Consider the following 24,757-nt stretch of genomic DNA (forward strand, 5'->3'; position numbering starts at 1 on the left):
CACGTGATCCTCTCCATTCATTTGCTGGCCGGAAAGACCGTCTTCCAATCCGCCTTCATGTCGACGACCGTCCAGCCCTTGGCCGCAGCCTCGTCGAGCGCCTTGTCGAGCTTGCCGATCTTCGAGGTTCGATCATAGGCCCATTCGCGCTCGGCGTCGGTATGATGGATGATCAGCGCCAGGCGCGCGCCCGGGCCCGCCGCCGCATATTGCAACATCTGCAGGTCACCGTCGGAATTTCCGAAGGCAAGGATCGGGCGCCGGCCGATGGCGCGGTTGATGCCGACGGGCTTGCCCGGCCCGTCGTCGACGAACTCGACCTTGCTGTCCTTGAAAAGCTCCGGCCGGCCGTCGCCGCCGATGCGGAACTTTACGACGCCGGTCGAGCCGACGACCTGCTCGGGCGGGATGCCATAGGCCTTCTCGGCGAAGACGCGCATGAACTCGACGCCGCCGCCGGAGACGATGAAGGTCTTGAAACCATTGGCTCGCAGATAGGTCAGCAATTCGAGCTGGGGCTGGTAGACCATTTCGGTATAGGGCCGCTGCTTCGTCGGATGACGGGCCGAGGCCAGCCAGTTGGCGACCGTGGCGGCGAACTGGTCCGTGGTCATCCCGGTATGCGTTGCGGCCATGATCTGGAGCAGGCCCTTCTCGCCCGAGGCGGCGAGGCCTTTGAGGTCCCGGGCGAGAACCGAGCGAAAGGGCTCTTTCGCTTTCCAGTCCGGGTTCTGCGCGGCGAGCCGCTTGACCTCGTCGAAGGCGAACTGCAGCTGGAAATAGACCGGCTGCTCGGCCCACAGCGTGCCGTCATTGTCGAAGGTCGCGATGCGTTCCGCCGGCTTGACGAAATCCGCGCCGCCATCGCGAGTCACCTTGGCGACGAAGTCGATGATCGCCTGCTTGGCCTTGCCGTCGTTCCAGGACGGCAGAGGATCGCTCTGCGCCAGAGCGCCGAGGCTCCAGCTCGACAAGCCAGCAAGCAGGAGCGCCGCGACCACGATACGCCGGTTCAACATTCGAACCTCCTTTGAGAACAGGTGGGCGACGTCGGGCGTCACGATGCCGGCTGCGGTTGCGGGAAGCTCCATGTGCCGTTCAGGATCTGGGCACGCGGGCGGTAAAGCCGCACGGTGTAGTTCCAGCCCGGCATGGTCGGCAGGCAGTTGGGAATCTTGCCGTCACAGCCGCCGAACTGGATCGCGATCGAGCCGTCGCCGCTCTTCTTAGCGGTCAGGTTGTTGAGCGTGTAGGCGTCGTAGGGGTTCTTCTGGTAGTAACCCTCGCCATTATAGAGGCTGACCGACCAGAAGCCGTCGACCGGCACGTCCTTGACGACGAGCTTGTAGACGGTCTTGCCGTCATTCCCGCTCGGCGTGATGTTGAGATAGGTCGCGTCCTTGTCGGGATTGCCGCCCCAGGCCGAAGCGGAACCGATCAGGTGCCTGACGGGATCGACCTGCTGCCTGGTGCCGAAGGCCTTCTTGAAATCGGGAATCGTCGAGCCGAGTACGATCAGCGCATCACGGACCTTCTTCTGGCTGGCCTGATCCCAGTTCGGCACCTCGAATTTGCCGGGGCTCTTCTGGCTGACCTTGATGGCGTCCTGCAGGGCATGGACCTGCTGGACATCCTTCGGGTCGTTAGGATCGACGAGCGTGCGCACCGCCGTCGCGACATAGCGCGTGCCGACCTTCTTCCTGTCGAGGGTGTAGGTTCCCGCGCCATAGGCCACCATCGGCGTATAGTGGTCTTCGCTGATCACCTGCAGCGACATGAAGCGCTTGCCGGCATTCGGCAGGGTGATCGTCACCGGCCCGGCATCGAGATCGAACACCGCCGCCGAATAGAGCGTGTCGCGGTTGAGCCGGATGACCGTCTGGTTGTCGATCGAAGCCGGCTCGCGGCGGTGCAGGAACTTCCCGAAACTGCCGTCCTTGACCATGTTGCTCATGTAGAGATCGGATTCGGCGCGGACGAAGTTGTCGACGCCGACCGGCGTGGCGGCGCCGCCGCCCGCTGCCTGTGCCCGGGCTGCTCCGGTTGCGGCGATCGTCATGGCGAGGATCGAGATGGCGTATCTGGCGAGCATGATCTGTCTCCCTTTCGTCAGGCGGCACGCGCCAGCGGTGGCGCTTTCCATTTTCCGTTAACGGCCGCCTGCTTCGGCCAATACAGGCGCATCACCGCAAAGAACGGTCCCTTAGGCGCGGGGAGCCAGTTGGTCTCGCGATCCTTCCCTGGCGACTCGTTCTGGAGATAAATCGTGATGCCGCCGTCCGGATCGCGCTTCAGCGACGGTAGCATCGGCGAGTTGATCAGATAGCGGTTGATGGAATTGGCGTAGAGCAGGCTCGCCGGCAGCTCGTACATCGTCAGCGACCAGAAGGCGTTGACCGGCGGCAACTGCCCCGGCGCGAAGCGCAGGACATAGCGGTTGGCACCCGCAAGCGGCTGTTTGGCGGCGTCGATGAAATAAAGCGGATAGATCGCCTCATCCTTGGAGTTGCCATAGATTCCGAGCACGGCCGCGGACATGCGCGCCATGTAGTCGTTCTTGAGAAAGGCACGTGTGCCGAAGCCATCGGCGCTGGTCTTCTTGCCGGTATCGAGCACTGTCGCCTTGTATTCGGCGAAGGCCTTCCAGGCGTCGGCCATTCCGTCCTGCAAGGCCTGGCGGATTTCCGGCGAGAGCGTGGCCGCGTCGAACGGCTTGCCGGCACCGATCCCGATCCTGGCGAAGCGCGCCATCAGCGCCCGCTCGGACGGATGGGGTGGGCAGAACTGCAGGATGAAATTCAGGAGACCGAAGAATTCGAGCGAACCGCGCTCCTGTTCCGGCCCGAGCGGCTTTGCGAACGTCACGGCGGGCGCGGCTGCGGGCGCTGGCTGGCCGAGGAATTGCGAAAGCGGCTGGACCTTGTAGCCGGCCTGGACCGCCTTGACCTTCTCGATATCGGCCGGATCGAAAAGCTGCGTCCGATAGAGCACGAAGGCGAAATCGGTCTCGCAACGGATCACCGACTTGATGCCCTTGGGTTTGCTGCCCTTCCATTTCGGCCCGGCGAGCAGGTAGTTGCCGGCGCCGTTGCCGGTGGCCCGGCTGCCGACATAGGCGAAGTCGAAGGTGTAGAGGTCGATGAACTGCAGCGAATAGTAGCGCCCTTTCTCGACCGTGGGCACGGTGAAGACGAGCGGCTCTGCCCGCAGATCGGCGCCGACATAGGAGTAGGGCGTGTCGGAATTCGGTGTCTGGATCGCCTTGTCTTCGGGCGTATAGACTCGCGCATTGTTGACCAGAGTGTTCCAGGACGCCTTGTACTCAGGGCCGCCGCGGTCGACGAAATACGAATGCTGGATGCGGTAGCTATCGACCATGGGAAAGCCGTAGATCATGGCCTCCCTCGCGATCGCGCGCACCTCCCCGGCGGAGGGAGCCTGCGCTCCCGCGGGCTGGGGCATGATCGCGAACGCGCCAAGCGTTGCCGCTCCGCCCAGCACGAGATCTCGCCGGCTGATCCCCCGGCGGTCGGGTTCGCAATGAGGGGTACTCGACCTTGCAACGCTGCTCATTTGTGTGGCCCTCCAGTGATACTGGCGATGACTTCGCTCCATTCGTCGCGCAGTTGAACGCTGTAGGAAGTGCCCCTTGACCTCGGGCATTCGTGGAAGCGGTTCATTCCTGCCGCTCCCCTCCGCTGAACCAGCGGAAATATGCGTTGTCCGGCGCGGCTTGTGCGACCTGCCGCATCTGCCGCGCCCAGCGCGCCCTCTCCCCCGAATAGGCGGCGAGGCCGGCGTCGTAGAAGGTCAGAAGCGTGTCGGTTTCGGCTGTGAGCGCCGTCCTGAAGGCGTCGTCGGCTCCAGCGACGGCAGGCGCGCGCTGCATGTCCATCAGCGCCGGCAAGGTCGTGGTCAACTCCTGGCGGCGGACCCAGCCGGCATACTCGATCCGGGGATCGTCGTCGGTCACGGGCCGGGCGGCGCCGGCGTAGCGTTCCAGTCCCGCGCGATCGGTCACATAGGTCGCCAGCAAGGCAGCGGGAGAGGCGATGCCGACGTCCGCCAGGGCCTTCGCCACCTCCGGCTGGGTGAGCCGGGCCGCAATCCGGGGCAGGTCGAGCGTGACGGGCTCCTGCGAGCCGATCAGCAGCATCTCGTGAAGCTCACTGGTCCAGAGCGTCGCATGCGGGAAAACGTCGAGAAAGCTGCGGACCAGGGAACGGGTATCCTCGTCGTTCTGGGTCGGCAGCGGCAGCCATTGTGCGACGAGGCCGCCCTCGACGAGGCGCGAGCGTGCGAGCGCATAAAAGTCGGTGGAATAGAGGTTCGTCACACCGGCGGCCGAGGGCGGGGGCGGTTCCAGCGTGATCAGATCGTAGCGGTCCGGATTGCGCAGGAGTTCGCGGCGTCCGTCGCGCAGCCGGATGTCGAGGCGTGGATCGCGCGTCGCGCCGAAATTGCCTGCGAAAGCGGAGGCCGCGCGCACGACGCTCGGCAGAAGCTCGGCAACGACGCGCCGTTCGAGGCCGGGATAGGTGAGAAGGGCGCCGGCCGTGATGCCGGTGCCGAAGCCGATCACCAGCGCCGATTTCGGTTCGCGATTGTGGATGATCAAAGGCAGCAGCGCCTGCAGACGCATGTAGCGCAGCGATGGCATGGCGTCGCCGGAGTTCGAGACGCCCTGGATGTAGAGGCGACGGAAACGGTTGCGTCCCGAACCGCGCTCGACAACCGCGACCGTGCCGCCAAGACCTTCCTCGTAGGAGACAAGACTTGCCCCGCGTGCGCCCGGCAGGAGGGTGGCGAGCCGATCGCTGGGGAGAAGGATCGCCGTCAAGCAAGTCGCTGCGCTAACCGCCAGCGCGGCGATCCAGGCCTTCGAGGAGCCGCTCCGCTCGCGCAGTGCCGCGACAGCGCCGAGCACTCCAGCCGCGATGGCGAGGATGGCGAGGGTGCGCACGAGGCCGAGCAAAGGCACGAGGACGAATCCGGTCAGGACGGTTCCGAGAATGCCGCCGAGCGTGTTGAGCGCGACGATCGTGCCGACGCCACGGCCGACCCGGCGGGGATCGACGATCAGTCGCAGCGCTGCGGGGAAGGCCGCGCCGAGTAACAGCGTCGCCGGAAGGACCACACAGATGGCGGCGACGGCGAAGCGAGCGGCCATGCCTGCGAACGCATTTCCGGTCAGCCGGACGACAGTCGCTTCGATTACGCCTTGCAACTGGATCAGCCAGGGGCCGAGCACGGCGATCGCGAGTGCGGCCGTGAGGCCAGCTCCGGCGATAAGCAACCCGAAAACGCTCCACGGATGTCTGACGCGATCGGCCCAGCGGGCGTAAATGGCGGCACCGAGCGCAAGGCCGGTCAGATAGGTCGCCAGCAGGACGGAGAAGGCGAAGCTGCGCGTGCTCATGAACGGCACGATGGTTTGTGACCAGACCACCTCGTAGCCGAGGGCGATTCCGCCCGCGATCGCATAGAGACCGATCGCGAGCAGCGCGGAGGCGGAGAAACGGCTTTCCGTGGCCTCTGGCAATGCGGAAACAGAAACCGCGGCGCTCCTGCTCGCGGCGAGCGCCAGAAGGGCCGCGATCAGGCAGATCGCTGCCGCGACCAGGGCTGATCCGCGAATCCCCGCGGCCGGAATGACGATGAACGAAGCCAACAGGGCACCGGCGATCGCGCCAGCCGTGTTGGCGGCGTAGAGGTTGCCGCCGACGCGGCTTACATCCTCGCGCCGGCTGGCGGCGAAGCGAGTCAGCGCGGGCAGAGTTCCGCCCATCAGCACGGCCGGAAGGCCGACGAGCAGGAAGACCAGCGCCCAGGCGAGCAACGGGGTCGTCGCTTCGAGCCGGGCGAAGAGCGGAGCGGCCTGCGACAGGCCAAGCGTCGTCAGGACGGCGAGGACGGCGACGCCGGCTTCGAGCGCCGCATAAAGGCGCAAGGGGCGAGCGGTGCGATCGGCGATGCGGCCGAAGAGCAGGCCGCCGACGGCGAGGCCGGCGAAGAAGGCGCTGACGCCGGTGGTGATGGCATAGACATCGATGCCGACCACGAGCGTGAGCTGCTTGATCCAGAGCACCTGGCAGATCAGCGCCGCCAGACCCGAGAGGAACAGCAAGAGCGCGGGGACGGCGTTGCCGCCCGCGCGCCATTGCGAGGTTCCGGCCGAGGAACGCCTGGTTCTCCGACTGGGACGCGGCACCGGGGCCTGCTCGGTGCGTGCCAAGGTCACTTCTTGGTCTTCTCATCCTTGAGGAGGACGTCGAGCGCCTGGATGATCTTCTTGTCGGGATTGGCCTTGCAGTAGACGATGAGCTGGTGCTCGCCAGCCTTCGCACGCGTGAGGTGCGCATAATGCTTCTTGGCGAGGCCGTTATACCAGCCGCTATACCAGGCGGCCAGCATATCGGCGTCCTCCTGATAGGTGTTGGCGAGCTGCTTGCAGGTCAGTTCCTGCACATTGATGAAGCCTTCGGCATCCGCATAGGCGGAGAGCTCGGTCTGGGCGTTTGCGGAGAAGGAAACGGCTGCAGCCATCGCCGCAGCGCCGGCGGCAGACGCGAAGAGACGGGTCATGGTCATGAGAAGAGCCTCATTGGGTCAGGCAGGGAAACGTGCCGGCCGCCCCTGTTGAGGCGGCCGGCACAGCGATCACTCGAGACCGCGCTTCTTGAAGGACTCGTCGATCTTCCGATCGACTGCCTTGCGGATGCCTTCGATGCTGAAGCTCGCCGGCCGCTGGCTTGGCGGATACTCGACGAAGGTCTCCAGGAATGCTCCCGCCTTCATCTGCGCCAGGCCGATCACATAGGCGTTCTCGACCCGCCACTGATCGTAGCCGCTGCCGGAAATCTCGGCATGCTCATAGGGGTCCATCCGCAGGTTGAACATCTTGGGCACGCGCAGAGGCGTGAACGGATGCGCCCAGATATCCATCTGGCCCTGTTGATCCTGCTTCTCGAAGACGAACTTGAAGTTGCCTTGACGCATCGCGACGAGAGCGCCGTCGTCATTGAAGTAGAAATATTCGTTGCGCGCACTCTTGTCGGTCTTGCCGGTGATGAAATCGAGCTGGTTGAAGCCGTCGAGATGGTTGCGGAAGGTGACCGGGTTGCCCTGCGGCTGCCAGCCCTTGAGCAGGCGTTCCTTCACGTCCTTGTCGCCGGCGGCGGCGAGCAAGGTCGGGAACCAGTCGAGGCCGGAGACGATGCCGTTGTTGATCTCGCCGGCCTTGACCTGGCCCGGCCAGCGGATCATCGCCGGCACGCGGAAGGCGCCTTCCCAGTTGGTGTCCTTCTCCGAGCGGAACGGCGTCGTCGCCGCATCCGGCCAGGTGAACAGGTTGGGTCCGTTGTCGGTGGTGAAGATCACGATCGTGTTGTTGGCGATGCCGAGATCGTCGAGCGTCTTCAGGATCTTGCCGACATTCTGGTCCATCTCCCACATGCCGTCGGCATATTCATTGCCAGGCATGCCGCTCTTGCCGCGGAACTCCGGCCGCACATGGGTGAAGATGTGCATGCGGGTGAAGTTCATCCAGGTGTAGAAAGGCTTGTTGGCCCGCGCCTGGCGCTGAATGTAATCGATCGCGGCGCCGGTCGTCTCGTCGTCGACCGTTTCCATGCGCTTGCGGGTCAGCGGCCCGGTATCCTCGATCTTGCCGTCCGCCGAGGTCTTGAGCACTCCGCGCGGCGACATCGCCTTGATGAAAGCCGGGTCATCCTTTGGCCAGTAGGGCCGCTCGGGCTCTTCCTCGGCGTTGAGATGGTAGAGATTGCCGAAGAACTCGTCGAAGCCATGGTTCGTCGGCAGATACTCGTCCTTGTCGCCAAGGTGGTTCTTGCCGAACTGGGCGGTGCCATAGCCAAGCGGCTTGAGCGCCTGTGCGATGGTGATGTCGCCCTTTTGCAGCCCGACGGGAGCGCCGGGAATGCCGACCTTGCAGAGTCCGGTGCGCAGGCAGGACTGGCCGGTGATGAAAGTCGAACGGCCGGCCGTGCAGCTGTTCTCGGCATAATAGTCCGTGAACAACATGCCTTCCTTGGCGATGCGGTCGATGTTCGGCGTCTTGTAGCCGACCAGGCCGTGCGTATAGGCGCTGATATTGGACTGGCCGACATCGTCGCCGAAGATGACGAGGATGTTGGGCCGGGCCGGCTGAGGTTGCTGGGCTTTGGCAGGTGCGGTTCCGAGGCCGATGACAGTTGCCAGAGCTGTCGCGGCCAGGATGTTCTGGAATCTCATGAAACACTCCCCGCTTCGGAGCGCGATCCTGGTCCGGCCAAGAAACCGGCCCAGCGCGCGGGGCGACCTTCGCATGGCCCATCAGAGCGCCTAAGGCTGTAACGGTTACAGCGCCGGCAGCTCGCGGCCCTCAGCGGCTGCAGCGCTTGTAGGTGGTCTCGACCTCCGGGAACTCCGGATCGAAGCGCACGATCCGGTCATCGCTCTCGAAGCGGACGGACACGCTGACCGTCTGGAAGATCATCTTGTCGGCGCAGTTCAGCAGGAAGGTCAGCACATCGCCTTTCTGCTTCGACGAGACGAGGTTGCAGCTCGCGTTGGTGCCGCGGACACGTTTGCCGCTGACGATGAAGCCCGACCAGCCCTCCGCATCGCGCTTGAGCGTGAACTGGCCGTTCCGCTTGGAAAAGACCGTGTCGCAGGTCGTCGCATCGGTGACCCAGGCGCCCTGCAGGCGATCCGCGGCTGGGGCCGCCTGCGACGCCACGAGGCACGCGATCGACAGCGCGCATCCGGATAGAAACTGGTTCAGCCGCATGAGTCTGATCCTCACCCGCAATCGAGGGGCCCGCGAGCGCCAATTACGGCGGTCTGCCGCTATTGCGAAAGCCGTCCGATGATGTCCTGCTCCATCGCGGAAGCCAGGTCGTTGTATTCGGCCACCCTGAGCGGTGCGATCGCAGCGCTCGACCTCAGCCAATATTCCGTCGCCACGCATGCCGCCTCGTAGGCCTCGCACAGTTCGGCGACCTGCGGGTCACGGGCCACGGACAGTCGCAGCGCCGCCCGTCGATCTGGCCAGCGCAACAACAGCCGCGACAAGCCACGCTTTTGAGCCTGTTCCATTGCACTCGATGAGCAAGTTCCAGAGGCCGCAACCATCACAATCCATCGGCGACGCCGCGCGCGGAAGACCGTAACCGTTACGAAAGGCCGGGTGCGCGGCATTCTCCTTGACGCCCTCGCGCGCGCGTTCCAGAGCTGTCGGTCAGTTCTTTGGGGACGGAACATGAGTCGGCTTCGCGCAGCGGCAATCGGAACACTGGCGCTGTGTGCAGCGGCCCTTTCGCATGGCGTTGCGCAGGCGACGGAAAGCGGCGCGAGCCTCTACATTCCCGGCACGCGCGGCCCTGCTGCGGGCATCGTTCCGCCGCCCGGCTTCTACTTCGAGAACGATTTCTATAGCTATTCCGGCCGGCTTTCGGCTGCGACCCGGACCCAGATCGGCGGCGCGGTCCTCGCCAACGTCAAGGTCCAGGCGCGCGCCGACTTCCTCACCCCGACCTGGATCACGCCGCTGGAGATCCTCGGCGGCAATCTCGGCTTCGCCGTGACCATACCGGTCGGCAATCCGCGCATCAGTGCCGGCACGGTGATCGCCGCCCCGCGCCTCGGCCGCGTCTTCGGTCTCAAGCAGCGCGATTCCGGCTTCTTCCTGGGCGACCCCGTCGTATCCAGCTTCATCGGCTGGCACGCCGGCAACTTCCATTGGCAGGTCGGCGGCTCGGTCAATATCCCGTCCGGCACCTATGATCCGGACCGGCTGTCGAACCTGTCGTTCAACCGCGTCATCGGCGACATCTACGCCGCCGCGACCTGGCTCGATCCGAAGATCGGCCTCGACATCTCCGCCGCCGTCGGCCTCGAGCTCAACGGCAAGAACAATGACACCGACTACAAGAGCGGCAACGCCGTCCACGTCGACCTCGCGGTCAGCCAGTATCTCAGCAAGGAGTTCTCGATCGGCGCGCTGTTCTCGCATTACCAGCAGATCAGCGGCGACAGTGGCTCCGGCGCCTCGCTCGGTCCCTACAAGGGCCGCACCACCGCGGTCGGCGGCACGATCGCCTATTCCTTCGCGGTTGCCGGCACGCCGGTCACAGCCCGCCTGAAGGTGCTGCGCGAGGTCAGCGTCGAGAACCGGCCGCAGGGCACCATCGCCTTCGTCAGCCTCGCCTTCCCGCTGGGCTATGTGCCACCGGCCGCGCCGGCGGCTGAGCCCGCCCCGCGCGTGGTGAAGCACTGACGAACGGGAGGCGACACTCGCGTTGCAGCCTGCTCGCCTGAAGCTGGCCAGGGAGACACCGGCCAGCCTTTCAGCGCTCGAGCGCGTTACATCTGCTCCGCAGGGTGGCCGCTCTGCTCGATCTGCCGGGCCAGCCTCACCACATCGCGCAGGATTTCGACCTCGGCCGCCTTGCGGCCGAGCAGCGCTTCGAGCTCGCGGATCCGCTTTCCGAGTTCATGAATCTTGTCCGCGCCGATCATCGGGCCATGATCGGGAACGACGCTCGGCAGCGCGCGGAGCGCCGGTCCCGGCTGCGCGATCCTGGGGAAGCTCGGAACATAGCGCCCTTTCGGCAAGTCGATGTGAATCTCGCGCTCGTGGCCGTGCAGCTCATAGTAGCGCAGCAGCGCCGCCCGAAGTCGGGTCGCCTCGATCCGTACGATCGGATCGATCGCGGCATCGAAGCTGGGCGGCCTGCCGAAGACATCGACGGCGATCGCGTAAGCCTTGATGGCCGCCTGCCGTCCCTCGAAGGACTCCTCGGAGATATACTGCAGAAAGCGCTTATTGCGGTCCGAGCACTGAAAATCCGGATCCGACAGCAGCCGGTTCAGTTCCCGGCGGCACTCAGCCAGTTTCGACGCCGATTTCCCAAACCAATCACTTGACGGTTCTGCATTGTCATCCATTCGAAACCTCCTTCGAACGAACTGCAACTGATAAAAATCAATTCGAATTATATTAATTCAGCTTCACGTCGACTAGGTCGACACCCTATCATCAACGTTCAGTTGAACCATATCAACTGCTATGATGGGCCTTGGTCCATCAACGCGTGGATGTCGCGAACAGGGGGCTCCGCTCGGGCGAGGAGGGCCTTTCTTTCCAGTTCTGGCTTGCGCCTGTCGAACAGTGGCGAGGCGAAGCCGATAAATATCCTCAGGCCAAAGATCGTTCCGTTGCCAGGTCTTACGTTACGATAGGGCGCTCGACCGCGGCCGCCATAGCGACGACCACCCTATCGATCCTAGCGTCAATCAAGGCGTCTTGCACCTAGAGACTGCTCGTGCACGCCCAGGCGAAGTCGGTGGGTTCGCCAAGCCTCGACCTAGCTTCCGCGCGCGGAAAAGCGGCCGAGCTTGGCGGCATGGTCCGCAACCAGCGCCTCGCCGAACGCGGTCGGTCGCATGGCCGGGGCACGATCGTGGATCGCGATGCCGGCGCGGGCCCCGAAGATGCGCTTGCCGTAGCAGATCAGGCTCTCCAGCGACTGCATCATGAACACGATCACAGGCAGGATGTCGCGGTAGATGCGCTCCGCCTCGGCCTCGTCACCGGCGACGAAGCTGTCATAGGCCCTGGTCGTGAAATCGATGATCTCGGGCGCGAGGATCATGCCGACGCAGCCGGCGCGCAGGTTCTCGATCAGTTCGAGACCGCCGCGGCCGTTCATCACCGGCAGGCGGCCCTCGGTCGTCTCGATCAGTTGCCGGATCTCGGTCGCCGCACCCTCGCCCTTCACCAGCTTGATGTTGGGGTGCTGCGCGACGAGGCTGCGAATATCCTCCGCCGACAGGCCGCGGCCCATATAGGCGGGCGCGTTCTGGATCGCGACCGGCAGGTGCGTGGCATCCGCGACCCGGCCGAAGAAGCGGATGTATTCGCTTGCCGCAAAGCTGCCGACCATGGGCGGCTGCAGGATGACCCAGTCGGCCTTCGCCGCCTCGGCCGCCTTGACCAGTTCGATCTGCTCGCCGACCGAAGTTCCGTAGATGGTGAAGCCGAGCGGCTTCACGCCACCGACATCCTCCGAGGTCCATTCCATCACCGTTCGCCGCTCGGGCACGGTCAGCTTGGAGACCTCCGTCGCGAGGCCCAGCGCCGCGATGCCATGGGCGCCGTGTTCGAGGCAGATCTCGACCTGCCGGCGCATCGCCTGCCGGTCGAGCCGTTCCTGCGCGTCGAACAGCGCGTAAAGGATCGCGTGGATGCCGGTGAATGCCGTGGTCATGAGGTCGCCTCCAATGATCAGATGTTAAACATCAGATGAATGCTTGCGCGCAAGTCCCGGACGTGACATTTTCCCGCCATGGGAGGTGACACGGGGCATGCAGCGCGGCAGCAAGCCAGGAAAGATCGGCGCGATGGTTGCGGCACTCGGGGCTGCGATCGTGCGTGGCGAGATCGCTTCGGGAACCGTGTTGCCCGCCGAGCCTGAGCTCGCCGAACGCTATGGCGTTGGCCGCAGCGTCGTTCGCGAGGCCGTCAAAACCCTCGTCGCCAAGGGTCTGCTCACCGTTCGGCCACGCCACGGCACGCAGGTCCGTCCTCAGCACGACTGGACGTTGCTCGACCGGGAAGTGCTCGGCTGGATGCGCAGCGAGGACGGGCTCGATCGCGACCTGCTGCTCGCTTTGGAAGAGACGCGTGAGATCATCGAACCGGAGGCGGCGGCACTGGCAGCGATCCGCGCCACGCCCGAGGATCTGGCCCGCATCCGCGCGGCTCTGGCCGCCATGGAGGCAGGGCAGGATGACCCTCAGGCCGCCATTGCTGCCGACAAGCGCTTCCACCTTGCGATCCTCGACGCCACCAACAACCCGATCCTGCGCAGCTTCCGCGGCGCGATCGATACGATCCTGAGTGCGATGTTCGATTTCACCGTCGACGTCTTTGCCGGGAACCTCGCCAACCATGCCGCGGTCGTCGACGCGATCGCCGCCGGTGAGCCCGAGCAGGCCCGTCAGGCGATGCGGCAAGTGCTCGGCTACACGCGTGGTCACATGCTTTCCAACCCTGCTCTGGCGGGTGGAATCAACCCAAACCAAAAAACTGCACTGGGAGAAACGCCATGAAATTCGGAACGATGTTGCTCGCTGCCGCCGTCGCGGCGGTGTCCGTCCCCGCCTTCGCCGCCTGGCCGGAGCGCCCGATCACCCTGGTCGTGCCCTGGGCCGCGGGTGGCGGTACCGATGCGGTCGCCCGCATCCTGGCAGCGGGGCTGGAGAAGGAGCTCGGCAAGCCGGTCAACGTCGTCAACCGCACCGGTGGCGGCGGCGTGGTCGGCCATACCGAGATGGTCAACGCCAAGCCGGACGGCTACACGATCGGCCTCGCGACGGCAGAGGTCACGACCTATTACTGGTCGAACACTGCTCCCTTCACCTATGAGAAGCTCACCCCGATCGCGCTGGTGAACTTCGACTCGGCCGCCTTCAACGTCGCCACCAACTCGCCCTGGGCGGACCTGCGCGCCGCGCTCGACGACATCAAGAAGCAGCCTGTCGGTCACTACAAGCTCTCCGGCATGGCGGCCGGCGCCGCCTATCACCTCGCCTTCGCCGGCCTGCTCCAGCTCGAGGGCATCAACCCCAAGAGCGTCACGGTCGTGCCGAGCCAGGGCGCTGCTCCCGGCTTCCAGGAACTGGCCTCGGGCGGCGTGCAGATCGTCCCGTCCTCCCTGCCAGAGGGCAAGCCGATGTTCGACGCCGGCCGCGTCAAGTCGCTGGCGGTGATGTCGAAGGAGAAGATCGGCGCGTTCCCGAGCGTGCCGACCGTCAAGGACGCGATCGGCAAGGAGTATGAGGGCGGCACCTGGCGCGGCCTCGCCGCCCCGGCCGGCCTGCCGGCCGATGTCGCCGCCCGCCTCGTCGAGGCGGCGGAGAAGGTCGCGAACTCCGAGGCCTACAAGTCCTTCCTCGCCGAGCGCGGCTTCGGCTACGCCTTCGCCAAGGGCCCGGCTTTCGGCAGCTTCCTCGCCACCCAGCACAAGAACAACGGCGAGATCATGGGGGCGCTCGGCCTGCGCCTGCGCCAGTAGTCCTCCGCTCTTCGCAATGACCAGGGCGCGGCGGCCTTCGCCGCGCCCGCTCCCGTCGCGCACACCGAGCACGCCATGAAGTTCAACGATCTCCTCGGAGGCCTCGTCTTCCTTGCCCTGTCGGGCCTGGTGGCAGCCGCGTCCTGGAGCCTGCCGAATCCGTCCGAGCAGCCGCTCGGCCCCTCGGCCTTCCCGCTGATCCTGTCCGGCCTGCTGGCGCTCTGCGCGGCGATCCTCGCGATCAACGGCGCCCGCGCGACGCAGGCCGGCCCGCTGCTTGGCCTTGCCGACTGGGCCCGCAGCGGCAGCGCGCTCGCACGGCTGCTGCTCGTGCCGGCGGCGGTGATCTTCTACATGCTCTGTGCCGAGACGCTCGGCTTCCTGATCTGCGCGCCGCTGATCCTCATCGTCCTCTTCCTGGCCGGCGGCACCAGGCCGCTGCAGGCCGTCGGGCTGTCACTCGCGGCCGCGCTCGTCATCCACTCGATCTTCTATCTGGCCCTCGGCGTGCAATTGCCCTGGGGACCGCTCGAACCCCTGCGCTGGTAGGATCGCCGCCATGCTCGATGCCTACGTCACCGCGCTGGGGATGGTGCTCGATCCCTATGTACTCTTCGTCATCACCGCCTCGGCGATCTACGGCCTCGTCGTCGGCTGCATCCCCGGCCTCTCGGCCACGATGGCGACGGCGCTCCTGGTGCCGCTGACCTTCTTCATGCCGCCGGTGCCGGCGATCGCCGCGATCGTCACCACCTCGACCATGGCGATCTTCTCCGGCGACATTCCGGGCTGCCTCTTGCGCATCCCCGGCACGCCGGCCTCTGCCGCCTATGTCGACGATTCCTACCAGATGACGCTGAAGGGCAAGCCCGAGCTCGCGCTCGGCATCGGCCTCTGGTTCTCGGTGATCGGTGGCCTGTTCGGCACGGCGGTGATGATGGTGGCCTCGCCGGCCATCGCCGATTTCGCGCTCGGCTTCGGCTCGGTCGAGTTCTTCTGGATCGTCATGCTCGGCCTCGGCGGCGCCGTCTTCATCGGCTCCTCGACGCCGCTGAAGGCCTGCCTCTCGCTCTTGATCGGCCTCTTGATCGCGATGATCGGCATGAACAACCCGGCCGGCCAGCCGCGCTTCACCTTCGACTCCACCGAGATGCTCGGCGGCGTCTCGCTGATTCCGATGATGGTCGGCATGTTCGCCTGCTCCGAGGTGATGCGGCACATGGTCTCCGATGGCAGCGCCCCGCATGCCGTGGTCCAGAAGATCGGGCCGATCTTCGCCAATATGTGGCGGCTGACCAAGCAGTATCCCTGGCAGCTGATCCGCGGCAGCGCGCTCGGCACCATCATCGGCATCCAGCCGGGCAGCGGCGCCGACATGGCCGCCTGGATGTCCTATGCGATGAGCAAGCGCTTCTCGAAGGAACCGGAGAAATTCGGCACCGGCCATCCGGAAGGGCTGATCGAGGCCGGCGCCTCCAACAACTCCTCGCTGGCCGGCGCCTGGATCCCGGCGCTGGTCTTCGGCATCCCCGGCGACTCGATCACCGCGATCGCCATCGGCGTGCTGATGATGAAGAACATGGCGCCGGGGCCGACGATCTTCGTCAACAACCCGGAGAACGTCTATGCGGTCTTCCTGGTCTTCGTCATCGCCAACCTTTTGATGCTGCCGCTCGGCTGGGCGATCATCAAGGTCGCGACGCGCGTGCTCTCGGTGCCGCGGCGCGTGCTGATGCCGATCATCCTGCTCTTCGCCATCGTCGGCTCCTACGCGATCAACAATTCGCTGTTCGATGTCGGCGTCATGCTCGCCTTCGGCGCGCTCGCCTTCGTGCTCGAGGAGAACGACTTTCCGGTGGCGCCGGTGATCCTCGGCGTCGTGCTCGGGCCGCTGCTGGAGGAGTATTTCATCAACTCGATGATCAAGTCCGACGGCAGGCTGATCGGCCTGGTCGACCGGCCGATCGCCGCCGTTCTCGCCGCGATCACGATCGGCATCATCGGCTGGACCATCCTCGCCTCGCTGAAGAGCGGCAAGGCGGACAAGCAGCCCGCTCAGGGCTGAGGCAGTGATCCGAAACCCACAGCCCTCATCCTGAGGAGCGCTCCGCAGGAGCGCGTCTCGAAGGATGGTTCAGGGGGGCTCCGGAGGCGGCTGGAGCATCCTTCGAGACGCAAGCTGCGCTTGCTCCTCAGGATGAGGGTTGCGGGTCCGAATATGCTTGCCGGATACGAACGCCGAAGGTTGTTGCCTCCGAACGTGTAAGCGCTATCATCATCGCGATCCTTGCGAGGCATGAGGGTGTGACGTCGTTGAAGACCATTCGCGGCCCGGGCCTGTTCATCGCCCAGTATCTCGGCGCAGCTCCGCTCTTTTCCGATATCGACGGCGTTTCCGGTTTCGCGGCGCAGAACGGCTTCAAGGCCCTGCAGGTGCCTGTCCACGACAAGGCGATCATCGACACCGAGCGTCTCGAAGAGAGCGATTACATCGATGATTGGCGCGCGACGATCGAGCGTCACGGCCTGGTGGTCAGCGATATCGCAGCCCATCGCGCCGGCCAGCTCCTGGCGGTCCATCCGGCCTATGACGGGGTCATGGACGCGTTCGCGCCCGCCGAAGTGCGTGGCGACCCGGCGGCGCGCCAGCTTTACGCCGAACAGGAATTGCGGCGCGCGATTGCGCTCGCGGCCCGCATCGGCGCAGGCAAGCTTGCGACCTTCTCGGGAAGCCTGCTCTGGCCGTTCTTCTATCCCTATCCGCCGGCCCCACCTGGCCTGATCGAACGCGGTTTTGCGGCGCTTGCGGCGCGCTGGCGGCCGCTGCTCGACTTCGCCGACCGTCTCGGCGTCGACATCTGCTTCGAGCTGCATCCGGGGCAGGATTTGCATGACGGCGCGACCTTCGCCGCCTTCCTCGCACAGGTCGACAACCATCCTCGCGCCCGGCTGCTCTACGATCCCAGCCATCTCAGGCTGCAGCATCTCGACTATCTCGGCTTCATCGACCGCTGGCACGCCCGCATCGCCGCCTTCCATGTCAAGGACGCCGAGTTCCGCCCGAGCCCGGATCGCGGCGTCTATGGCGGCTATGGCGACTGGGTCGACCGGCCGGGGCGCTTCCGCAGCCCGGGCGACGGCGACATCGACTTTTCCGGCATCTTCAGCAGCCTCACCCGCTACGGCTATGACGGCTGGGCCGTGCTCGAATGGGAATGCTGCCTGAAGAATGCCTTCGACGGCGCCCGCGAAGGCGCGCGCTTCATCGCCGACCACATCATCCACACCACGCAGCGCGATTTCGACGCAGGCATGCGCCGGTCCGCACCGCCTGGGGAGCTCGACCGCATGCTGGGGCTGAGATCATGAGCGAAGGCAATCCCGTGCTGGCCGCCCTCGGGCGGCCGATCCGCCTCGGCATCCTCGGCGGCGCTCCGCCCTCGCTGATCGGTCCGGTCCACCGCATGGCCGCCGCCCTCGACGGCCGCTTCGCCCTCGTTGCCGGCATGATGTCGTCGAAGCCGGAGCGCTCGCGCCGCGAAGGGCTCGCCATCGGCCTTGCCGAAGAGCGCTGCTACGGCTCGCTCGACGAGTTGCTGGCGCGGGAGAGGGCGCGCGCGGACGGCGTCGAGGCTCTCGCCATCATCACCCCGAACGACAGCCACACCGCCTATTGCAAGGCTGCCTTCACCGCCGGGCTCGACGTCATGGTCGAGAAGCCGCTGTGCAACGATCTCGCGGAGGCGCGCGAGCTCGCGGCGCTGGCGCGCGAGAGTGGCGTCGCCGTCGCGCTGACGCACACCTATTCCGGCTATCCGATGCTGCGCGAGATGCGGGCACGCATCCTCGCCGGAGAGATCGGGGCGGTCCGCCTCGTTCAGATCGACTACCTCGCCGGCGGTAACGCAACATTGGTCGAGGCGACGCCGGAAGGCGCGGCGCGCTGGCGGCTCAATCCCGAGATCAGCGGCCCCTCGCTCGTCCTCGGCGATATCGGCACGCATGCCCACCACCTCGTCGGCTTCGTCACCGGCGAGGCGATGGCATCAGTCTCGGCCGAGGTCGGCACGCTGGTGCCTGGCCGCAAGGTCCACGACATCGCGCAGATCCGCTTCCGGCTTGAAGGCGGTGCCCGCGGGCGGATCGAGGTCAGCAATGCCGCGGCCGGCATGTCGAACGTCTTCACCATCCGGGTCTTCGGCGAGAGCGGCCATCTCGCCTGGAGCCATGGCGCACCCAATGAATTGCAGCTGGGTCGGCTCAACGGCGACATCGTCGTGACCGGCGCCGGCCGGCCCGATCTCTCGGCAGCCGCGCGGGATGCGACGAGGCTGTCCCGTCCAGGCCACCCAGAAGGCCTGATCGAGGCGATCGCCAATCTCTATTGCGGCTTTGCCGATCTCGTCCTGGCGCGGCGCGGCCTGAGGCCCGCCACCGCGATGGCCCGCCTGACGCCCTCGATCGACGACGGCGTCGCCGGCCTCGCCTTCGTCATGGCCTGCCTCGAAAGCTCCGCCGCCGGCGGCGCGTCTACTGCTCTCGCTCCCAGTCATTAGCGGATATCGGCATGGCAACGATCGTCATTACGGGTTGCGATACAGGGCTGGGCGTTGAGTTCGCCAGGCAATACGCGGCCGAGGGCCACAAGGTCTACGCGACCTGCCTTGCTCCCGAAGCCGCGCACGAAACCCGCGCCATCGCCGGCGATGTCGAGGTTATCAAGCTCGACATGACCGACCACGCCGGCATCGAGGCCTTCGCCACCTCGCTGGGCGGACGCCCGGTCGACATCCTCCTGAACAATGCCGGCATCGGCCGGCCGCATCCGCCCTTCGGCGAGACGGACTATGCCAACTGGCGGCGCATCCTGGAGACCAACCTGATCGGACCGATGAAGCTCGCCGAGACGCTGGTCGAGAACGTCGCCGCGAGCGAACTGAAGATCATGGCCTTCGTCTCCAGCCGCATGGGCTCGATCGCGCTGAACCAGAGCGGCGGCTCCTATGCGTATCGCTCGAGCAAGGCGGGCCTGAACATGGTGGTCAAGGGTCTCGCGATCGATCTGGCGCCCCGCCATATCAGCGTCATCGCCCTGCATCCGGGCTGGGCTGCGACCGAGCCTGGCGGGCGCGTGCCGGTCGAGGAGAGCGTCGCCGGCATGCGCGGCGTGCTCCACCGCGCCGGGCGGCATCACACCGGCATCTTCCAGACCTATCACGATCAGCCCTTGCCCTGGTGACGCCGATGAAGCCCGAGATCGAGACCGTCCTGCCCGGCCCCTTCGCCCTCGGCGAAGGCCCGTGCTGGCATGGCGGGGAGGGCGCGCTCTACTTCGTCGACGCGCTCCGGCCGGCGATCCATCGCTGGCATCAGGTGGATGGGCTCGCCACCTGGCCGATGCCGGCGATCGTCGGCTCCTTCGCGATCCGGCGCGGCGGCGGGCTGATCGCCTCGCTGCAGAGCGGCTTCGCCGCGGTCGACCTTGCGAGCGGCGCGGTGACGCCGCTGGTCGATCCGGAGCCTGAGAAGCCCGCCAACGTCCTCAACGACGGCAAATGCGACAGGCGCGGCCGGTTCTGGTGCGGCTCGCGCGACGGCGCGCTCAAGGACCCGAGCGGCGCGCTCTACCGTCTCGATCCCGACCTCAGCGCCCGGCGCATGGATGAGGGCTTCATCGTCTCCAACGGCATCGCCTTCTCGCCGGACGACCGCACCATGTATTTCGCGGATTCGAGGGCCGAGACTGTCTTCGCTTATGATTTCGACATCGAGTCCGGCGCCATCTCCAATCGCCGCGTCTTCTTCTCGACCCGCGAGATCGAAGGTCGCTGCGACGGCGCGACCGTCGACGCCGAGGGCTTCTACTGGTGCGCGCTGGTGCATGGCGGCAAGATCGCCCGAGTCGATCCGAAAGGGCGCTTCGACCGGCTGATCGACATGCCGGTGAAGCATCCGACGATGTGCACCTTCGGCGGCGATGGACTCGACGTGCTCTATGTCACCAGCGCCGCTTCGATGCTGAGCGAGGAGGAGCGGGCACGCACGCCACAGGGCGGGAACCTGTTCGCTATCCATGGCCTCGGCGTGAAGGGCCTGCCGGAACCGATGTTCGCGGGGTGATCGACCTACGCCGCGCCCGCCGGCTTCGGCGTCGCTCCTTCCCGCCCGGGCGTGCTGCGCATCAGCGCCATCGTCTGGAGGTTTGCACGCTGCAGCCGCACCGGTGGCAGTCCGCGCAGGATCAAGGCGAGGTCGTCGAGGACGCGTTCGCCCATGTCGTGGAAGGCGGCGGGAATGCCGCCGGCGCGGTGCGAGGACAGCAGCATGTCCGAGCGCCGGATTGGATCATCGGCGGGTACGGGCTCCTGCGGGAAGACGTCGGTCGCGATCCGCAGGCGCCCGGCCTCGGCAAGCAAAGCGGGAAAGTCGACGATGGCGGCGCGGCTCGCCAGCACCAGAATGGCACCGTCACGCATCCGCGCCAGCGCCTTCGTATCGATGAAGCCGGGATTGTCCCTGGTCGCCCCCGCGAGCAGGAAGACGACGTCACTGGCGCCGAGCAATTCATCCAGTCCGCAGGCCCGGCAGCCCTCGTCGGCGATCGCCGAGGCGGGCAGCCAGGGATCATGGACCAGGATATCCGGCCGAAAACCTTCAAGCAGCCGGCGCAGCGCCCGGCCGAGATTGCCGAAGCCGACCAGCCCGATCGTCGCCCGCGACAGGAGGACCGAACCGGCACAGCCGAAGCGGCCATAGGCCTCGCGGCCCTCGCGCATGGCGCGGTCGCCGGCGGTGATGCCCCGCGCCAGGTCGAGTGCCAGGCCCAGCGCCATCTCCGCCACCGGCACGGCGAAGACCGGCGCGACCGAGAGAACCTCGATCCCCTGCGCGGCACAGGCGGCTGCATCGACATTGGGCAGGAAATTGCCCTCGACATTGATCACCGCCCGCAAGTGCGGCGCCCGCGCGATCCGCTCGGCCGGCAGGTCGGTCTGCCCGAGCACCGCGCTGATGCGTGGCAAGGCAGCCTCGACCAGCGCCGCCGGCAATCGCCCGTCGATATCCTCTGTCACCACCTCCGCCAGTGCATGGAGCCGGCGCATCTGCTCGGGATCGAAGATCGAGCCTGCCCGTCGCGGATGCGGATCGAGCAGGATGATGGGCCGGGTCATGCTCAGGCCTTGCCGGGGAGGACGAGCGGGGCCGCGAGCTTGGTGTTCTGAGAGCGGAAATAGAGCCGGATCGGGATGCGCTGGGAGGCGCCGATGCCCGGCTTCGCCGCGCTCAGCTGGATATGGTGCGACGGGTTGCCGGTGATGCGGAAGCTGCCGTCGCTGCCCGTCTTCACGCTGCGGTTCTCGGCGAAGGTCGTGAAGCTGAAGACCCAGAGCGTGACCTCGGCCCCCTCGACCGGCTTGCCCTGCGCGTCCAGCACCTGCCCGATGACGAGACCGTCATCATGCGCCGAGGCATAAAGGTCCCAGGCGCCTGCCACGGCGAGGATGGCAGCAGGCACCAGCACGAAGCGGTTGAGCAGCCACTTCCTCCAGCCATGCTGCCGACTGCCGGAATAAGCTTCCATCGCCTAGCCCTTCGTCGCGCCGGAGGTGAGCCCCTGGATGAACTCCTTCTGTGCCAGCAGGAACAGAAGGATGCCGGGCGCGAGCACCATGATGCAGAAAGCGTAGAGCGCCCCGGTCGTATCCTCCTGATAGGACAGGAAGCGCGCCAGCCCGAGCGGCAGGGTCTGCATCTCCGGCGTCCGCGTCATGATCAGCGGCCAGAGGAAATTGTTCCAGGACCAGATGAAGGAGAGGATCACGTTCGTCGCCATGGCGGACTTGGCCAGCGGCAGCATGATCGTCCAGACGATGCGCCATTCCGGCAGTCCGTCGACCTTGGCCGCGTCGATCAGCGAGCCCGGGATCGCATCGAAGCTCGCCTTGAACACGAAGATGCAGATGATCGTCGAGAACTGCGGCAAAGCGAGGCCGACATAGGAATTCAGCAACCCGAGCTGGCCGGTGATCAGGTAGGCCGGAATGATCGTCGCCTGGAACGGCACCATCATGCAGGACAGGAACAGGATCAGGATGAAGCCCTTGCCCCGGAATTCGCGGGTCAGCGCATAGCCCGCCATCGCGTTGAAGACGACATTGGCGGCGATGGTGATGACCGAGACGATGACGCTGTTCAGGAAGTAGCGGGCGAACGGGATCGCGTACCAGACATCGACGTAATAGAAGAGGTGCGGGTTCCGCGGGATGATGCTCGGCGGAAAAGTGAAGATGTTTTCGCCCGAGACGGATGTCTTCAGCACCCAATAGAAGGGCACCAGCATCACGAAGCAGACGGCGATCAGCGCCAGATGGATCGGCCAGGTCGGGGAGCGGCGCATCATTCCATGTCCCAAATCATTCCATGTCCCTCGCGCCGGCATTGCCGCCGGAGATGCGATTCGCCGCCCAGGCGACCGTGATCAGGAAGATGAAGAACACGACCGTGACGGCAGCCGCATAGTCGAAGCGCGTCTGCACGAAGCCGAGCTTGTAGATGTAGGTGACGAGGATCTCGGTGGCGCGGCCGGGGCCGCCGCCGGTCATGACATAGACCAGGTCGAAGCTGGTCACCGAGTTCAGCATGCCGATGACGAAGCACAGGAAGATCGACGGCCGCAGCAGCGGCAGGATGATGCGCCAGAAGCGATCGCTGGCGGTGGCGCCGTCGATCTCGGCCGCCTCGAACAGCGAGCTCGGGATGTTCTGCAGCCCCGTCAACAGGATGATCATGTAGAAGCCGAGCATCTGCCAGATATTGGCGACGACGACCGAAGGCAGCGCCCAGAAGAACGAGTTCAGGAACGGGATCGGCGTATCGGTCAGGTGCAGGAGCCGCGCCACATAGTTCAACAGGCCGACGCGCTCGTCATACATCCAGCGCCAGATGATCGCGACCGCGACCGTCATCAGCGGATAGGAGAGGAAGATCAGCGTGCGATAGAGGTTGCGGCCGCTGATGTTCGAGTTGACCAGCAGCGCGAGGCCGAGCGCCATCGCGATGCCGACCGGCGCCGACAGGATGATGAAGACGGTGTTCCAGAGTGATTGCCAGAACACCTCGTCGGTCAGCATCTCCTCGTAGTTCTCGAGGCCGATGAAGACCGCCGGCTTCAACGGCGACCAGGCCTGGAACGAGAGGACGATGTTCCAGGCCAGCGGCAGGATGCGATAGAGCAGGAAGACCAGTAGCGACGGCGCGAGGAAGCACCAGACCAGCATGGCCTGGCGCGTCGTCGCCTTGCGCAGGAAGGAAGTCGACCGCCGTTCGGGCGCGGCGGGCAGAGCCATTGCCATGGCAGGCGCTATCCTCAGCTTCAGGAGCGACGCATGACGCGCGTCACGGCGCGTTCGGCATCCGCCAGCGCCGTCTTGGCGTCCTTGCGGCCGAGCACGGCATTCTGGACCTCGGCCCAGAATGCGTCCTTGACCTGCGCGTCATTCGGCAGGGGCCAGTTGCCGCACATCTTGTCGGTGTGCTCGAGCTGGGTCAGCAGCACGGCATGGGCCAGCGGATCCTCGGTCTTGACCTTCTCCAGCCCGGCCTTGTCCGCGGCGAGGTTGCCGGTGAGGATGCGGCGGCGCAGGGAGAATTCCGTCGCCCATTTGTTGCTGGTCATGTGCTTGACCAGGGCCCAGGCGAGATCCGGATTCTTCGACGATTTCGAGATGGCGAAGCCGTGATTGGTCGGGGTCGACCAGTTGCCCGGGTTCTGGACAGCGCCGAGCGTGTCGGGATTGACCCAGGGCGCCTGGCCCTTGACGAAGAAGTACGAGGCCGAGTGGGCCTGCAGCATGCCGACATTGCCAGAGGCGAAGGCGCCGTTGGGCTCGACCCAGCGCCCGGTCCAGGCGATCTTGTTGATCCCGCCCGACGCCGTGGCCTTGGCCAGCTTGTCGAGCACTTCCATTGTCTTCGGCGTATTGAAAGCCGGCGTCTTCATGTCGGGCTTCAGCAGCTCGACGCCGTTCATCTGCATCAGCGGCCAATAGAGCCAGTCGAAGTTCAGCGTCAGGAAACCGGTCTTCTCGCCCTTCGCCATCGCCTGGCTGAAATTGACGATCTCGTCGAACGATTTTGGCGCCTCCGCCAGGCCCGCCTCCTTGAACATCAGCTTGTTGTAGAAGAGCAGCGTCTTGGCGATGTAGAAGGGCACGACATAGTTCTTCTTGTCGTAGACGAAGCTCGCCAGGTAATCCTGATTGTAGAGCTTGGCGACATCCGGCTCCTTCTGCATATAGGGCGTCAGGTCGAGCAGGGCGCCGTTCGCCGCCCACTCCACCCAGATCGCGCCCTGGAGATCGACGATATCGGGCGCCGTCCCAGCGACGAGCTGCGTCTGGTAGAAGGCCGGCAGCTCCGGCCCCTTCTTGTCGAGCCACTCGATCTCGACGCCCGGATTCTGCGCCCTGAAGTCGGCGAACTCCTCTTTGAACAGGGCCTCCTGGTCGGCGATGTTCCAGGTCAGGATGCTGAGCTTGCGGTTCGACTGGGCCCGCAGATAAGCCGGCATCGCGACCGTCCCTGCCGCAGCCAGGCCGCTCTTGATGAGTGTTCTGCGGTCCATGCCGTCCTCCCTGAAATGATCTGGTGCCCCGCCTCTCCGGGCGAGCTTCGTC

General features: G+C 65.6%; 24 protein-coding genes. 9 read left to right on the forward strand and 15 right to left on the reverse strand.

The window, feature by feature from the left end; translation table 11 throughout:
• Positions 1-17: 17 nt before the first annotated feature.
• The 8 genes from ASE66_RS10800 to ASE66_RS10835 all read right to left on the reverse strand — a co-directional run bounded on the left by ASE66_RS10800 (position 18) and on the right by ASE66_RS10835 (position 9,075).
• Positions 18-1,019: an HAD family hydrolase gene (locus tag ASE66_RS10800; RefSeq protein WP_057189899.1), complete on the reverse strand. Its 1,002-nt coding sequence runs from the start codon at positions 1,017-1,019 to the stop codon at positions 18-20.
• Between the two features lie 38 nt (positions 1,020-1,057).
• Positions 1,058-2,092, reverse strand: a complete 1,035-nt coding sequence (locus ASE66_RS10805) for a DUF1254 domain-containing protein (protein ID WP_057189620.1) — start codon at positions 2,090-2,092, stop codon at positions 1,058-1,060.
• Between the two features lie 17 nt (positions 2,093-2,109).
• Positions 2,110-3,462 carry a DUF1254 domain-containing protein gene (locus ASE66_RS10810; protein ID WP_057189900.1) on the reverse strand — a complete coding sequence of 451 codons (1,353 nt, stop codon included), beginning with the start codon at positions 3,460-3,462 and terminating at the stop codon, positions 2,110-2,112.
• Positions 3,463-3,676: 214 nt separating this feature from the next.
• Complete coding sequence (locus ASE66_RS10815; protein WP_244494863.1) at positions 3,677-6,241, reverse strand: fused MFS/spermidine synthase; 2,565 nt, start codon at positions 6,239-6,241, stop codon at positions 3,677-3,679.
• Positions 6,238-6,585, reverse strand: coding sequence for an HdeA/HdeB family chaperone (locus ASE66_RS10820; protein WP_057189902.1), 348 nt, complete (start codon positions 6,583-6,585; stop codon positions 6,238-6,240). The genes ASE66_RS10815 and ASE66_RS10820 overlap by 4 nt, the downstream gene beginning before the upstream one ends.
• A gap of 75 nt (positions 6,586-6,660) precedes the next feature.
• Positions 6,661-8,253, reverse strand: coding sequence for an arylsulfatase (locus ASE66_RS10825; RefSeq protein WP_057189621.1), 1,593 nt, complete (start codon positions 8,251-8,253; stop codon positions 6,661-6,663).
• Between the two features lie 130 nt (positions 8,254-8,383).
• Positions 8,384-8,791, reverse strand: coding sequence for a hypothetical protein (locus tag ASE66_RS10830; protein WP_057189622.1), 408 nt, complete (start codon positions 8,789-8,791; stop codon positions 8,384-8,386).
• A 59-nt stretch (positions 8,792-8,850) separates the two neighbouring features.
• Positions 8,851-9,075: a hypothetical protein gene (locus ASE66_RS10835; RefSeq protein WP_244494864.1), complete on the reverse strand. Its 225-nt coding sequence runs from the start codon at positions 9,073-9,075 to the stop codon at positions 8,851-8,853.
• 187 nt (positions 9,076-9,262) lie between these two features.
• Between ASE66_RS10835 and ASE66_RS10840 the strand changes: the two genes are divergently transcribed.
• Positions 9,263-10,279 carry a transporter gene (locus ASE66_RS10840; protein WP_057189624.1) on the forward strand — a complete coding sequence of 339 codons (1,017 nt, stop codon included), beginning with the start codon at positions 9,263-9,265 and terminating at the stop codon, positions 10,277-10,279.
• A gap of 86 nt (positions 10,280-10,365) precedes the next feature.
• Here the strand turns inward: ASE66_RS10840 and ASE66_RS10845 are convergent, their stop codons facing one another.
• A complete protein-coding gene (locus tag ASE66_RS10845) occupies positions 10,366-10,950 on the reverse strand; it encodes a hypothetical protein (protein WP_057189625.1) in 585 nt (194 codons plus the stop codon).
• Positions 10,951-11,369: 419 nt separating this feature from the next.
• Positions 11,370-12,272 (reverse strand): dihydrodipicolinate synthase family protein, encoded by a 903-nt coding sequence (locus ASE66_RS10850; protein ID WP_057189626.1) that lies wholly within the window; start codon positions 12,270-12,272, stop codon positions 11,370-11,372.
• 97 nt (positions 12,273-12,369) lie between these two features.
• Here ASE66_RS10850 and ASE66_RS10855 point away from each other — a divergent pair, with 97 nt between their 5' ends.
• From ASE66_RS10855 to ASE66_RS10890, 8 genes are all read left to right on the forward strand, one after another.
• The gene (locus ASE66_RS10855) at positions 12,370-13,116 is read left to right on the forward strand and encodes a FadR/GntR family transcriptional regulator (RefSeq protein WP_057189627.1); all 747 of its coding nucleotides are present in this window, start codon (positions 12,370-12,372) and stop codon (positions 13,114-13,116) included.
• The gene (locus ASE66_RS10860) at positions 13,113-14,081 is read left to right on the forward strand and encodes a tripartite tricarboxylate transporter substrate binding protein (protein ID WP_057189628.1); all 969 of its coding nucleotides are present in this window, start codon (positions 13,113-13,115) and stop codon (positions 14,079-14,081) included. The genes ASE66_RS10855 and ASE66_RS10860 overlap by 4 nt, the downstream gene beginning before the upstream one ends.
• A 75-nt stretch (positions 14,082-14,156) precedes the next feature.
• Positions 14,157-14,630, forward strand: a complete 474-nt coding sequence (locus ASE66_RS10865) for a tripartite tricarboxylate transporter TctB family protein (protein ID WP_057189629.1) — start codon at positions 14,157-14,159, stop codon at positions 14,628-14,630.
• A 10-nt stretch (positions 14,631-14,640) separates the two neighbouring features.
• Positions 14,641-16,146, forward strand: coding sequence for a tripartite tricarboxylate transporter permease (locus tag ASE66_RS10870; RefSeq protein ID WP_057189630.1), 1,506 nt, complete (start codon positions 14,641-14,643; stop codon positions 16,144-16,146).
• 239 nt (positions 16,147-16,385) lie between these two features.
• Complete coding sequence (locus ASE66_RS10875; protein WP_413814258.1) at positions 16,386-17,450, forward strand: sugar phosphate isomerase/epimerase family protein; 1,065 nt, start codon at positions 16,386-16,388, stop codon at positions 17,448-17,450.
• Positions 17,447-18,637, forward strand: coding sequence for a Gfo/Idh/MocA family protein (locus tag ASE66_RS10880; RefSeq protein WP_057189632.1), 1,191 nt, complete (start codon positions 17,447-17,449; stop codon positions 18,635-18,637). Before ASE66_RS10875 ends, ASE66_RS10880 begins: the two co-directional genes overlap by 4 nt.
• Before the next feature lie 11 nt (positions 18,638-18,648).
• Positions 18,649-19,320, forward strand: coding sequence for an SDR family oxidoreductase (locus ASE66_RS10885; protein WP_057189633.1), 672 nt, complete (start codon positions 18,649-18,651; stop codon positions 19,318-19,320).
• 5 nt (positions 19,321-19,325) lie between these two features.
• Entirely contained in the window at positions 19,326-20,201 is an 876-nt protein-coding gene (locus ASE66_RS10890) for an SMP-30/gluconolactonase/LRE family protein (RefSeq protein WP_057189634.1), read from the forward strand.
• Positions 20,202-20,206: 5 nt separating this feature from the next.
• On the opposite strand, the gene ASE66_RS10895 is transcribed toward ASE66_RS10890, so the two are convergent.
• From ASE66_RS10895 to ASE66_RS10915, 5 genes are read right to left on the reverse strand one after another with little or no spacing between them, the layout of a single operon-like run.
• The gene (locus tag ASE66_RS10895; RefSeq protein WP_057189635.1) at positions 20,207-21,253 is read right to left on the reverse strand and encodes a hydroxyacid dehydrogenase; all 1,047 of its coding nucleotides are present in this window, start codon (positions 21,251-21,253) and stop codon (positions 20,207-20,209) included.
• 2 nt (positions 21,254-21,255) lie between these two features.
• Complete coding sequence (locus ASE66_RS10900; protein WP_057189636.1) at positions 21,256-21,663, reverse strand: carboxypeptidase-like regulatory domain-containing protein; 408 nt, start codon at positions 21,661-21,663, stop codon at positions 21,256-21,258.
• Between the two features lie 3 nt (positions 21,664-21,666).
• Positions 21,667-22,479 (reverse strand): carbohydrate ABC transporter permease, encoded by an 813-nt coding sequence (locus ASE66_RS10905; RefSeq protein ID WP_159650145.1) that lies wholly within the window; start codon positions 22,477-22,479, stop codon positions 21,667-21,669.
• Between the two features lie 16 nt (positions 22,480-22,495).
• Entirely contained in the window at positions 22,496-23,434 is a 939-nt protein-coding gene (locus tag ASE66_RS10910) for a carbohydrate ABC transporter permease (RefSeq protein WP_082613348.1), read from the reverse strand.
• Between the two features lie 20 nt (positions 23,435-23,454).
• The gene (locus ASE66_RS10915) at positions 23,455-24,705 is read right to left on the reverse strand and encodes an ABC transporter substrate-binding protein (protein ID WP_057189639.1); all 1,251 of its coding nucleotides are present in this window, start codon (positions 24,703-24,705) and stop codon (positions 23,455-23,457) included.
• Positions 24,706-24,757 lie beyond the last annotated feature (52 nt).

The sequence above is a fragment of the Allobosea sp. Root483D1 genome, assembly GCF_001429505.1.
Classification (GTDB): Bacteria; Pseudomonadota; Alphaproteobacteria; order Rhizobiales; family Beijerinckiaceae; genus Allobosea.